The sequence below is a fragment of the Rhodococcus aetherivorans genome (assembly GCF_011058165.1).
GTDB classification, from domain to species: Bacteria; Actinomycetota; Actinomycetes; order Mycobacteriales; family Mycobacteriaceae; genus Rhodococcus; species Rhodococcus aetherivorans.
Genome location: NZ_JAALEG010000077.1, coordinates 1 through 12,627, shown reverse-complemented (window position 1 = coordinate 12,627; position 12,627 = coordinate 1). Strand labels below are relative to the sequence as shown.

Here is a 12,627-nt window from a genome sequence, read left to right as displayed (position 1 = left end):
GATATACCTCCTCGATCAAGAAGCATTACTCAGTCCGGCGTGCGCCACGAGCATCGTGACGTGGGGATGCGGCCGACCGAATCATGTTCTATGCAGTGGCCGCCGCTTCCGCGGCAGGCGCATGCCGTGCAGGTGTTCGAGCTGCACCGGGATGGATGCGATTACGCCGCTTCCGGACGAGGCCGACGCCGCCTAAAAACGAACCCGGCGACAGCGAACACCGCAGCGGCGACGGCTGGCGCCAGGACTACCAGCGCCTCGAGCGAACCGTCGCCACCATCCGGGTCGATCCCGAACACGGCCTCGATCCACTGCGGACCGAATACGAGGTTCATCGCAAACCCCACGGCGGAAATCGCCGCCAGCACGTAAAGAGCAGTACCGAAGGTTCTCCCCCCAGTCCTCATATTCGACCCCCAACCGGCAAGATTTCCCGGCGTCGAAAAGGCACGGAACCCCTCGTCCGCGCAGATGTGGATACCGAAACTGCTGCGTGATATCGCTCCGAGCGCAACACCCATAATAATCTTCTCAAAGCCCGAGCCGGATCGTTGGTCTTTTGCACGATCCGATGACAGGCTACCGTGAACAAAGCACCCCTCACATCGAGCGCCCGGATCCACGGATCGGCGAGGGCCGGTAGAGCTTCCCGCAGTGATCAGCGGTCTTCGCCAGCCACGCCGCGCTCAGTCGCCACGACGGGACGTGTGAGCAACACAGGACAATGGAGGTGGGAGGATGCAGACCTATCACCTCGCCTGGTGGAACCTCGAAAACTTGTTCGATGAAGAGAACGCCCCACCGGAGCGACGTACCGACAAAGTATTTCGCGCAATTAAGGAAAGCATCGCCGGATGGACCCCCGAACTTCGCGATCGCAAGATTAACCAACTTGCCGCAGTGATAGCTACGATGAACACCGGACAAGGACCCGACCTGCTCGGAGTGTGTGAGGTCGAGAACCGTTTCGTCGTGGATCGACTCGTCGCCGCGGTGAACGACAAAATCCCTGCACCGCGGAACTACTCAATTGTTCATGCAGACACGAGCGACGCCCGCGGCATCGACATCGCCTTCATTTTCGACGAATCCCTGTTCGAAGCTCCTCCAGCGGGCTCGGTGTTCTTCCACGTGGTGATGCGCCGAAACGCCACTCGTGAAATCGTTCAGGTCAACTTCAAGACCAAAACCGCCGCTGCCCGCACCTGGGCGGTGTTCGGAAACCACTGGCCCTCGCGCAGCGGCGGGCAGTCCGAGTCTGCCGGCTACCGGGCCATCGCCGGCGAGACGCTCGGCTACTTCCACGAACGGGTTCTGGAAGTGCACGGGCCGCAGACCCCTGTCCTTGCAATGGGAGATTTCAACGACGAACCTTTTGACACCTCCCTGGTACGGCACGCATTGAGCACACGGCAAAAGTCGAAGGTGATCTCGACACGGCAGAACCCGCTGCTCTGGAATCTCATGTGGCCGAGTGCCGGCGCACCGGACGGAAGCTTCTATTTCAATAACGAGCCCAACATGCTTGACCAGTTCCTGGTGAACAAGAACATGGTCATCGACCCGGCTCCGATGAAGGCCGACCCGGCCTCGGTGCAAATCCTCAAACTCCCGGCAACCATTCACCCAGGCACTTACCGGAAACCAAGACCGTTCGGTGGGATGGGCAAGCCGATTGACCGAAACGGTTTTTCCGACCACTTCCCCATCACGATGACAGTCACAGAAGCAGACGCTGCGATAGGTTATGGCTCAAGCCTAAGGCGGCTCAAAAACAGCCCCATGCACTAATTTTCACCTGCGAAGCAGGGCTCGTCTGCTAAACCGACAGCTGTCCGCGCGACCACTGCCAGAACTACCAAGGACTCCCCGAGTTGACCTGGCAGTAAGCAGTTCCCACGCTCCCGCGTTGCTGGTTCAGATCATGACCTCCGGTGAATGCGCGGTGATGTTCGTTTGATGCGACGCCGGTGAACTACTGCAGGTGGACCATCCAGCGCGTGACGCCGTCCTCGTGCTGCGGCTATGGATCGAACCTCATGACCGGCTGGTCCGTGGCCGACTGCTAACCGGCCCGTCAGACGATGGCGTTTGTGCGCGCGGCATTGACGCGATCCTGGGACTGGTCGAAACCGAGATCCAGGTTTTCGCCAGGGGCAGTGAGGACCCTCAAGACGCGCCGTAGACCGGCGCCGACCGGAGTTCGGGATACAGCCGCGACGCTGCGGAGACGTCGACGGTGATGATGAGGTGTCGAGTGGTCGGCACCCTATTGGGCACAGGTCCAAACCGGAGACAATGATGCCCGACGTACAGCTTCACCTAATCGGCGGATTCGAGCTCACCATTAGCGGGAGTCCTGCGACGCTCCAGCCGGTTCAGCAACGTCTGCTGGCGTTCGTTGCGCTCACGCCCCGCGGGGTCGACCGTGAGTTCGCCGCGCTTCAGCTGTGGCCCGACCATTCCGAAGAACGTGCGAGAGCGAGCCTCCGGTCGGCGTTGTGGCGGCTGCGGCGGGTGTCAGCAGAGATAGTCGTCGTCAGCTCGACGCATCTGAGGCTGAATACCCATGTCTGGGTCGACGTTCGTCACGGTCTCGAGGAGCTCGCGCGCGGAGGCGACGCAGCGGGATTGGACGGGGCCCTGCCTTTTCAGCTGCTGTTGGCCGATCTTCTCCCAGACTGGTATGACGATTGGTTAACGATCGAACGCGAGCGACTTCGGCAGTTGAGCTTGCACTTCCTCGAATCGCGCGCTCAAAAGGCATTGACGGACGGTGATGCGGCGACTGCGATTCACCTGTCGCTAACAGCGATGTCGATCGATCCGCTGAGGGAAAGCCCGTACCGGCTGCTCATCGAGGCACACCTTGCCGAGGGCAATGAGCGCGATGCCCACCGAACGCTTGACGGCTACCGGAAGAGACTGGCGTTCGACCCCCGTCTCGCCCCATCCCGCGAACTTGAGGAGCTATTCTGGCGGCGCGGGAGATGCGCCAACGGCGTTGACGTGAACTGAACGAGCTCGTGACTGTTCATAGGGACGAATCGAACCCAACCAGCCGAGTGAGCTCCGGCGATGGTGAGACACCGAGGTCCGCCCATAGGAGTCGGCGGTACATCATGAATTGTCGTCGTGCGTCCGCGACGTTTCCTTCGGCGAGGTATGCCCCTATCAGTGCGCGCTGCGCGCTCTCCCGTAAGGGATCGGCGGCCACCGCAGAGAGGCCCGCCTCGACTGCCTCGGCGAAACGACCGCTGCCGCGCAACTGGTCGGCCAGGCTCTCCATCGCGTGAAGGCGTAGCTGACGCAGACGCTCGCGCTCGAACAGAACCCAATCCTCGTCCCAGTGCGGCAGCAGGTCGAGCGAAAGGATGTCCAAGTCGATAGGTGCGTTGTGACCCGCCGTGAGGATCTTTCGCGCCGTCGCCACGACGGCCTCGACGTCGACTGAGACCTCGGCTGCTAGACCCAGCCTGGAGCACTTCTCGGCGATCACCCGCTGTCGCAGCGTGTGGAGTCGCCAGAGGGCGTTGCGCAGGTTCGCCGCAGCGCGCTCGACAGGAACGTCAAGCCACAACTCGGATGACACTGTCGCGCGAGGTTCCGAGCGGCCACGCAGCGCCAAGAAGGCAACAACGCGTTGCGCGCTGGCCGGCACATCGACGCGTGCGCCGTCGACAACGAGTTCGAATCCGCCCAGCAGCCCTAACCGGACCGGCGGAGACGGCGAAACCGAGCGATTCAACGCACGTTGGAGCCTCATCTCATTCCTGTCCCTCCCACTGCTGCATCGCGAGGGCGACACTGCATTACAGGACCACGAGAAGCAAACCCCACGATAGCCCATCGCATTCCGCGGTGGGCGAAATCGGCAGGGTTTTACATCCGATCTGATCGGGTCCCTAGGGGTTGCCGACTACCGGGTTGAGGAATCGGCAAGTGAATCTGAGGTGTGGTGGTCGCGCACTGCCTTGACTCCGTTCCCGCCTCTGCGGCGCGGGCTATCTCCCTCCAATTGTGAACTTCTTCGTTTCCCGAAGCGGTTCCCCTCACCATCCTCGACCCGTCCGGTTGAACGGCAGCGGCGGTTTCGGCAACGGCACATCTGGGTCGCCAGGTGCGCCGCCGAAAACTTGGGCGAGAGCGCCATAGGTCATTGCACCGACAAATCGAGCGCGATACACAACTGCACGGCGATCTGTGAGCCGCTCCTGGACTCTGCGCCGCGAACCAATCACCCTGCAAGCTCGGCGCCCGGCTCGACTGCCAGCCCGTGGCTGCGGTGGTTATGACCAGCCCCACGCCGCTGAGGAGAGCGCGCGGACCTGGTGCGACTATTTCACCCGCGCCACGATTCGACTCGGCAGGCGCGCGGCCAGAATGGCCGCCTCGCTTCGCAGTGCGGACTCGGCGTCTGCGCTTCGGCCCGTGGTGACCAGGCGCCGAACGTGTGATGCGGCGTCGTGGTCGCGGTGGACTGTGGTCGCTTCGTACGCACGGCGGTACAGCTCGCGAAGTTCACGAGTTGCGCGGCTCCGCTCTGGAGTGTTTCGAGCGATCAAAGCAAACGGGTGAAACACCCCGTTCCGGACGTTTCGGTGATACAGCGGCTCCTCGATCGAGGTGATTCTGCCGCCGACGATCAACACCAGATCGAGCACAGCGGCGTCGAACCCTACACGGTGGCCGGCGTACCAGCCGCCGATCCGGCGCACGATCTCGGCACGGTAGAGCCCCTGATAGCGTGCCCGATGCACCAGGTGCGGGCCGACGGGATCGTGCAGGCGGGGCCAGCCGTGACGCCACGTTCGCATGCTGTCTGTCCGCCGGTCGTGGTGAATGACGTCACTCAGGCACACATCCGCACCGGTGCGCTCCAGCTCGCTCAGGAGACGCTCGACGCGGGTGGGGGCACTCCACTCGTCGGAGTCGTGGACCAGGTAGTACGGGCTCGAGATGGCGTCGAGCACGACCTGATCGGCGAAGCAGCGCCCGTGATGCTCGGCGAGCGTGTATCGGACCAGCCGCGCATCGTCAATGTCGGCGAGTACGTCGAGGTCTGCGGGGTCGCCGTCGGATATCACAACGCACGTGAGTGCGTTGTGTGTCTGGGCAAGAACGCTTTCCGCTGCGGCGCGCAGGTACGTGTTGGGCCCGTGATGCGGGATCGACACCGTGACGTGTGCGGCGTCGGCGCGCATGTCGGGTGCGGCGCAGCCGATGGACGGCGTGCGCGTGCGATTCGCGCGCGTCGTGATTCGGCTTGAGCAGCCGGCGACCGGGTGAACCGGTGTGGATCGATAGCGGTGGGCGGCCTCCCCCATGACGGCGAGTATCTCGTCGATCGGGACGCTCACCCACCGGCTTCCCGACGTGCGCTTGGCGCTGGTGTTGGCCTGGTGGATTGTCGCGACGTAGAGGTCGAGACGTTCGATGGTGTGGACACGTATCGATCGGCTCGACCATACGAACCGGGTGTCCTCGCCCTGGCGGACGTCAGGAAACGGGTGCGCCTCCCAAAGGCTGCGGCGATAACACATCGTGCCGCCGGCGACCCAGGGTCGGGCGCGCGGAGGGTACCGGTACCGCCAGCCGCGGTCGGCGGCTGGGTCGTAGAAGAGCAGTTCGCGCATGCCGCAGATATCGGCACCGGACTCCAGTAGCGCGGAGACCTGAACATCGACGCGGTCTGGCGATGACCAGTCGTCGTCGTCCCAGTGCACGATGATCTTGCCGCGGGCCGCGCGACACGCAGCGTTGCGTTTCTCGCCGGTGGAAAGCCGTTGCTGGAGGTGGACGTAGCGAATCGTGGGATTGTCCGGGACGAGATCGCCTACCGGGTCGGTGCCGTCATCGACGATGACGAGTTCGCGGCTCCGATACGTTTGCAGTCGGAAGCTTTCGATTGCATCAGGAACGAACCGGCGCCGGTTGAACGTCGGCATTACGCATGACACGAGTGGCCCGCACATATCTATCAAAGCTGACTCTGCATTCGCCGTCCGATAATCCGCTCGATATCCCCCAGTTGCTTCCGGTAGGCATCGTCCACTCGACTCTTGCCGGGAGATGGCGGCTCGGGCTTGCCGACGGGCCCCCGGGCCGCACCGTTTTTCTCGTTCTCGACGACGATCGCAGCGTAGGTGTTCACACGCGCCACACGGAAGGCGTCGTTTAGTAGATCGTGAATCTTGTTTGTGAAGGCCGGCAGCTGCGCACTAGGATTCGGGGAGCTCGCAACAGTGCGCGATGCTTTGTGTATTTTCGCGTTGATCTCACTCCACAAGCTGGTGTCTCCTGCGTCCCCTTCTGTCTTCTCATCGGCTGCACCCTTGTAGATCAGCACAGTATGCATCTGGTTGTACTCAGTCCCCGATGCTGGAACGCCCCTCTCCCCTGTCCCGGTCAAGGCTGCGTCAAGGAAACCCCGTGGTATCACGTGTTCTGATTCCATCGCCCACACCGGAATGTCGACTTTCGTGAGTCTCTTCTGCTGAGAGGTGTGCTCAGCGACATTTCCCAGCCCGGGAGCGCTGGCACGGGGAGCGTCCGGACTTCCAGCAGCCTTGATTTTGGCCACGATCATCGCCGAGTGCTTGTCCGCGGCCTTCTTGCGAGCCGTCTTGGTGGTTGCGGCCGCCACCGCATCCAGATATGCCTTGTACGCCGCCTTGACGTCATCGCTTGGATGGTTGCTCAAGAGAGACGCTCTGTTCGACGACATCACTAGTTCGTAGGATCCCGGCTTATTGTCGACGTTGTGGTGCTCGCCCCCTGTTTGGATGTCCTCATGGAATTTGAAGTCGTCTGAACCCGCGTCAGGGCCAGCCCCCTCAGTTCCCTCGCCGCGGATCATCGCGAGCACACCGTCCACCATTGCCGCCAACTTGTTGATCAACCAGTCGAGCGCTTGGTTCACGAATTCGCGGACGCGACCGATGATTTCGGCGATCTTCGCGCCGATGTTGCCGAGGCCGACCTGGTTGGCGAGGAAACCGATCGCCACGGGGATCGCGGCCGCCAGTCCGCCTTCCAGGCGCGCCGCCCCGGGTTCGATGTCGCCCGCCGCGACGGCGGTGAACGTCGCAACGTAGCTGTCGATGATTTCGAGGATTTCGCGAAGGTACTCGATCGCGGACTGGACCGCGTTGAAGAAGGCGATGAATCCGTTGATGACGGCCATGATCCCGGTTGGGTCGAGCATGCTCAGCAGCTTGGTGACCACCCGGTTGACGATCTGTTCCATGACCCAGTCGGTCGCCGCCTGCAACACCGTGTTCCATAGGTTGCTCAGCTGACTCTCGACATATTCCCACAGGGCGCTGATCCCGCGCTCGGAGATGTCCCGGACGAGGGTCCAGATGCCGACGACCTGGTCGATGGCGCCGCGGATGCGATCGATTGTCTCTTGCCCGAACCGCTGGGCGAGCTTCTCCCAGATCCGTTCAACCGAGATACCGAGGACTTGGAGCACGATATCCAGAATTGATGCGAACGACAGATCCTTGGGGGGTTCGATGCCGGCTGACCGCAGCCCTCGGAACAGCCAGTCGACGAGGCCGGCAGTCAGGTGGGTGAGGATGTTGTCGAAGAAGTTGGAGAACCCGAGTTTGACGGCTGCCAGCATGTTGAGCAGAAAGCCAATGGGGTCGAGTTTGATGTGCTCGTAGGCCTGCATCGCGTTGTCGATGATCCGGCCAACGAGATCGGTCGGGAAGTTCATCAGGGCGAGCAGGATCTCGAACATGGTCTGCAGGACGATCCGAATGAAGGCGAACAGCCGGGCGATCGGTTCGCCGAACTGGTCGCGGACCTGGGTGAACACGCCAATCGGATCGATGAGTGTCTCGATTGAGACGACGGCGTCCCAGACGCCTTTGAACAGACCGACGATGAACGCCCAGGAGATGCCCAGGTCGGCGATGGCCCCCTCGATGCGCGCGCCGGCCTCGGCGATGATGCCGGTCTCCGCGAGGCGGTCGTAGATGGCGTTGCCCCCCGGGATCAGCGTGATGAAGCCGCGGATGATGTTCTCCGCCGTGCGAGGTACCACTTCACCTGTAAACGGGTTTTTGCGGAGGATCACCGTGATCATGTGGAAGCCCGGAACCTCGTCGACGAAGGAGGCCAGCCACCCCAGCAGGGCGTCCTTGATGAGCTGGATGACTTGGGCGGCAACCGTGGTCGCGAAGTCCCAGACGCGCCGCAGAAACGCGCCCGCGCGTTGAACGAGAGCCGGCAGGGTGGTTGGCAGGTCGGGCAGGTTGGATGGCTGGATCGCGTCCCATGCGGCGGAGAACAGCCCGGTGAGCTCGGTCAGCAAATCCTTGAAGGTGCCGACTTGTGTGTCGAGCCAGTCGGCGGTCTTCTGCAGGGTTCCCCGCACCCGCATCTGCCCGAGTTCCTGCTCCTTCCCGATGAGCGTCAGGAAGTCCTCAAGGATCTCGACGGTAGACGCGTCGACCGCTTCGTCGCGCAGCGGATCGTAGTGCAGGATCTTCCTGATGAGCGACCACGCCTTGTTCTCGGCGAGGAGGTCCTCCGCGACGCCTAGCAACGTGTCCTTGATGAGGTCCATGACGCTGGAGAGCAGCGAGGATGCGAAGCCGCGGACGTCGTCGAGCAGACGGTGCACGTGCCGGGTCAGTACGCCGAGGTTGTAGTCGAACGGGTCGAGGCGGGCGAAGTCCATCTCGTCCCACGCCTCCTCGATCGCCCGCTCCAGGCGGGCGAGCGACAGATCGAAGGTGGCGAGCTGCGTCCGCACGAAGTTGAACGCCTTGTCAAGGATACCGAGTTCGCGGAGCTGGTCGAAGACGAAGGTGCCGAATGGCACCAGCCCCATGAGCCCTTCGATCAGTGCCATCGCGGTGGGTTCGACACGGATTCCGCGCAGCGGATCGTACTCGATGACATAGGTGAGCAGCGTGTAGCCGGGAACGTGACGCGCGTAGTCGGCGAGTTCGTCGGTGATGAGGTCGGGCAGGCGCTGAGCCTCGTCGGGTATGCGGGCGATGTGTGAGCTGCGGTTGAGTGCGCCGCCCTGCTGGACGACGTGGGCCGACTCGTGTGCCATCAGCGACACGTCGTGCGGCGACTCGCCGCGGTTGAGGAAGATGTTGTTGCCGACGGTGAAGGCCCGCGCGTGCAGGCTGGTGGCGGCGTGGACGGCGTCGGCCCCGTCGTGGACGCGGACCCCGCCGAGGTGGGTGTCGACGTGGGGTTCGATCGTGCGTCGTACCGACGTCGGCATCGGCGATCCGCTACCTGGTTGGGCGATCGTGCGGGCGGTCCGAGCGGTGATTCTTGGCGCCGAGCCACCCGGCGCTTCGCGCCGTTGGGCGTCCTCGTCGACGGCGCGTTGTACCTCTTCTTCCGCCGTGCGTTGCACGTCTTCTTCTCCCGTGCGTTGCACGTCTTCTTCTGCCGTGCGGTGCACGTCCTCGTCGACCGTGCGTTGAACCAAGTCGTTCGCGGCTGGCTGTGGTCCGCCGGGTGACGACCGTGAGGTTACGCGGGCCGCGACTGCGTCGGCCTCCCGCTCCATGGGTTCACCGGGCTGTGACACCTGGGTCTTGAGCTGAGGCATCGTGACCCGCGGGCGGCCGACCGCTGGGTGTGATCGCACCGCGGCTGGGCCGTCTGATCGCTGGCGGCGCCCCTCGGCGGTGCGGTTGGGTCGCCGCGCGGAAGCGCGGACGTACGTCACGCGATCACCTGCTGGAACGAACGGGCCCGCGATACGCTGCATTGCCGGCCGCTGGGATCGTACGGTGAGGAGGCGCCCGCTTTCTGGTACTCGCCGGCGATGGCCTGGTCGAGGTGGCGGGCCGTTACCGGGCGGTTCTCCCCCAGCGCCAACAGGGTGGCGTGCAGTACGGCGTTGCGGATCTGGCCGCCGGTCATTGTGCAGCGGTGGGCCAGTTCGGTGATCAGCGACTCGGGCACCTGATGGTTGTCGGGCAGGTGCAGCCGCCAGATTCCGGCCCGTTCAGCCTGCGTGGGTGGGGTGAAGGCAACGACGACATCCATCCGTCGCTGGAACGCGGAGTCGATGTGGTCGGCGGCGTTTGTGGTGATCACGATGATGCCGCGGTAATGCTCGAGCCGTTGCAGCAGATAGTTCGTTTCGAGGTTGGCGAAGCGGTCGTTCGCGGATCGCACCTCGGTGCGGCGGCCGAGCAGTGAGTCTCCTTCGTCGATGAGCAGCATCACGTCGAGCTCTTCGGCGGTCGTGAGGATGCGGTGCAGGTTCTTCTCGGTTTCGCCGACGTACTTGTTGATGATCGCAGCGAGGTCGACCCGGTACACGTCGAGCCCGAGCTGGTTACCGAGCACCCGGGCGGCGAGCGTCTTGCCGGTGCCGCTGGGCCCGGTGAACAGGGCACGCACCCCGACTTGGGTGCCGACACCGTAGGCGGGCCCCATGCTGGCGGCCAGGACGTCGCGGTGTTGGCAGCGGGCGTGCAGTTCGGTGAGCTTGACAGCGGTGAAGTCGCCGACGACGACATCGTCCCAACTCCCGGTGACCTCGAGTTTGGTCGCCAGGGTGTCGAGCAGCTGGTGTTGCAGCTCGTCGGCCGCTGCGCGGACGTGGTCAAGCCGAACCGCGGGGGCGCCGTCGATCGTCGCTAATGAGATCGCCGAGCGCGCGACCCGATCGATGTGGGCGCCTTGCAGCCGGCACGCGGCGGCGATGCCGTCGATATCGTCGACGGGGGCGGGGCCCAACGCCTGGCGCCACCGGCGGGCCCGGCCGGCGGCGTCGAGCGCGGGCAGCTCCAGCGACACGGCCCTGTCGTGACCGCGGCGGTCAACCCCACCGGTGCCGCCGAGGACGACGACAATCGGCCCGGGCAGTCCCGCCGGGCGCGGCACGGTCGCGGTGTCGCCCGGTGCCAGGTCCAGCTCCACCACGGGAACCGCGTCGAGTGCGGCGGCCAGTGCACCCACCCCGTCCCATCTGCCGCTGGCGAGTTCGGCCGCGTCGACGGTCAGCAGCCCTTTGCCTGCGGCTTGGGCGATGGCCGCGGCGAGGGTGAGCCGGTCCGATCCGGCGGCCCCGCGCAACGTGATGAGGTCGAATTCGGTCCACCGGTCGGCGACTCGGCGGCATCGCGCGACGACGGTGTCGTCGACGACCAGATCGGCTAGCTTGGGCAGCAGGGTGACCGGCCGATGGTCCGGTCGGGGCGGCGCGTCGCCACGGATCTGGTCCCACAGCTCGGCCGAGGTGGACAGCACCCATTCCGAGCGTGGACCGTCGCGGTGGGTGACGGTCAGCACAGCACGGTCGATCAACAGCAGCGCACCGCGCAGGGCTTCACCAGCGTCGAGGTGGCCCCCGACGGCGGTGAGTGTCTCGAAGGTGGGCCGCCGGGAGAGGCCGCCGTTGAGGTCGGCGAAGATCTGCCCGAAGCGGGAGTCCTCCTCGGCCAGGCCGGCCAGCAGCAGCTGCGCTCGTGCGACGTCGCTGAGCGACAGTGCTGCCCCGAGTCGGCACAGGGCCAGCGCCGTGCGGTCGGGATGTTCCCAGGCGGCGATTCGGCGCGCCCACCATCGGTGGGCCTGCTGCCAGGTGACGCCTGGCGGCAGGAACGGCATGATCGCGTCGAGGTAGCCGGTAAGGAACGGGTAGTTGTTCAGCACCGTGCGCAGGTCAGGTGCACCGTCGAGGTCTCGGAGGTGGTCGACGAGCAGCAACACCGCGGCGTGGACATTGACCTGAAAGTAGCTCGCCGGTGACGGTTCGACGTCCTCTAGGAGTGCGTCGGGCTGGTCTGCCCGCTGTGTCCGGGCTGATTCCTGTGCGTCGCCGCCGGCGTGGATGTCCTTGGCGGTCATGTCAGCCCCCCCCGTCGAGGTCGTCGTCGAAGTGGAACGTGATGACCCGGCCGAGCGCGGGTACCCAGCCGGGATCGCGATCCAGTCCGGCGCGCCGCACCGCGACGGTGGCGCTGGCCAGCTCGTAGTGGACATCGACATGGGTGCGGTCGTGTGCCACGCGGGCACGCCGTTCGATGAGGGCCTCGAACATATCGTCCGGTCGGCAGTCGAGCCTGTCGGCCAGCAGCGAGCACAACGGTGCCCGGGTGCACTCCAACCAGCGACGCAGCCCGTGGCGGGCCGGACCGGCCAGTGTGGTGTCGACCGGCGCCCACGTGACCTCGGTCGACATCTCGGCCTGCGGGATGAGTCCGCCGGGGTCGGTGGTCGGCGCATGGGCCGGAATCGATCTGGCGCGCTCGAACGTCGGTCGGCCACCCGCCAGTTCGGTGAGCACGGTCCAGATGGGATCGCGGGCTCGGGCCGGGTTACGGGGGACCAGGCTGCGGGCGAGGATCTCAATCGTGCCCCACCACCCCAACCGGGACGCCAGCTGCCAGTCGTCCTCGAAACGTTCGGGCAGTCGAAGTGTTCGCACGAACTCCACGAGGAAGAAGGCCCCACCCAGTTCGGTGATCACGCCGGTGGCGGTGACGATCGGGTCGGCATTGCGAGCGGCGGATGGCGACCGGATGTCCGGGCGCTGCGCCTGCCGCCGCGGCGCGCCAGTCCGGAACTGTTCCCTGCGGGCCGCTGTGGCGGTTGCCAGCGGGGTTGGGGTGCGAGGCTGGGCGGGTT

The 12,627-nt window shown here is 64.7% G+C and carries 8 protein-coding genes; 2 read left to right on the top strand and 6 right to left on the bottom strand.

Features of this window, described 5'->3' with window-relative positions:
- Window positions 1-161: 161 nt before the first annotated feature.
- Complete coding sequence (locus G6039_RS23460) at window positions 162-521, bottom strand: hypothetical protein (protein ID WP_200868126.1); 360 nt, start codon at window positions 519-521, stop codon at window positions 162-164.
- Window positions 522-738: 217 nt separating this feature from the next.
- Here G6039_RS23460 and G6039_RS23455 point away from each other — a divergent pair, with 217 nt between their 5' ends.
- Entirely contained in the window at window positions 739-1,791 is a 1,053-nt protein-coding gene (locus G6039_RS23455) for an endonuclease/exonuclease/phosphatase family protein (RefSeq protein ID WP_051446169.1), read from the top strand.
- A 510-nt stretch (window positions 1,792-2,301) separates the two neighbouring features.
- On the top strand, window positions 2,302-3,018 hold the full coding sequence (locus G6039_RS23450; RefSeq protein ID WP_161780463.1) for an AfsR/SARP family transcriptional regulator: 717 nt from the start codon (window positions 2,302-2,304) through the stop codon (window positions 3,016-3,018).
- A gap of 16 nt (window positions 3,019-3,034) precedes the next feature.
- Here the strand turns inward: G6039_RS23450 and G6039_RS23445 are convergent, their stop codons facing one another.
- The 5 genes from G6039_RS23445 to G6039_RS23425 form a co-directional block, all read right to left on the bottom strand.
- Window positions 3,035-3,766, bottom strand: a complete 732-nt coding sequence (locus G6039_RS23445) for an AfsR/SARP family transcriptional regulator (protein WP_161780462.1) — start codon at window positions 3,764-3,766, stop codon at window positions 3,035-3,037.
- A 571-nt stretch (window positions 3,767-4,337) separates the two neighbouring features.
- Window positions 4,338-5,948, bottom strand: coding sequence for a glycosyltransferase family 2 protein (locus G6039_RS23440; protein ID WP_051446166.1), 1,611 nt, complete (start codon window positions 5,946-5,948; stop codon window positions 4,338-4,340).
- Window positions 5,949-5,980: 32 nt separating this feature from the next.
- On the bottom strand, window positions 5,981-9,712 hold the full coding sequence (locus G6039_RS23435) for an eCIS core domain-containing protein (protein WP_161780461.1): 3,732 nt from the start codon (window positions 9,710-9,712) through the stop codon (window positions 5,981-5,983).
- Complete coding sequence (locus G6039_RS23430; RefSeq protein WP_051446164.1) at window positions 9,709-11,847, bottom strand: ATP-binding protein; 2,139 nt, start codon at window positions 11,845-11,847, stop codon at window positions 9,709-9,711. Before G6039_RS23430 ends, G6039_RS23435 begins: the two co-directional genes overlap by 4 nt.
- A 1-nt stretch (window position 11,848) precedes the next feature.
- Window positions 11,849-12,627: hypothetical protein (locus tag G6039_RS23425; RefSeq protein WP_206531283.1), on the bottom strand; the 779-nt coding region annotated here is incomplete at its 5' end.

Coding starts and splice junctions, on each gene's coding strand:
- G6039_RS23445 (WP_161780462.1), bottom strand. CDS start 3,766: ATGAGGCTCCAACGTGCGTTGAATCGCTCGGTTTCGCCGTCTCCGCCG.
- G6039_RS23430 (WP_051446164.1), bottom strand. CDS start 11,847: ATGACCGCCAAGGACATCCACGCCGGCGGCGACGCACAGGAATCAGCC.
- G6039_RS23460 (WP_200868126.1), bottom strand. CDS start 521: ATGGGTGTTGCGCTCGGAGCGATATCACGCAGCAGTTTCGGTATCCAC.
- G6039_RS23455 (WP_051446169.1), top strand. CDS start 739: ATGCAGACCTATCACCTCGCCTGGTGGAACCTCGAAAACTTGTTCGAT.
- G6039_RS23450 (WP_161780463.1), top strand. CDS start 2,302: ATGCCCGACGTACAGCTTCACCTAATCGGCGGATTCGAGCTCACCATT.
- G6039_RS23440 (WP_051446166.1), bottom strand. CDS start 5,948: ATGCCGACGTTCAACCGGCGCCGGTTCGTTCCTGATGCAATCGAAAGC.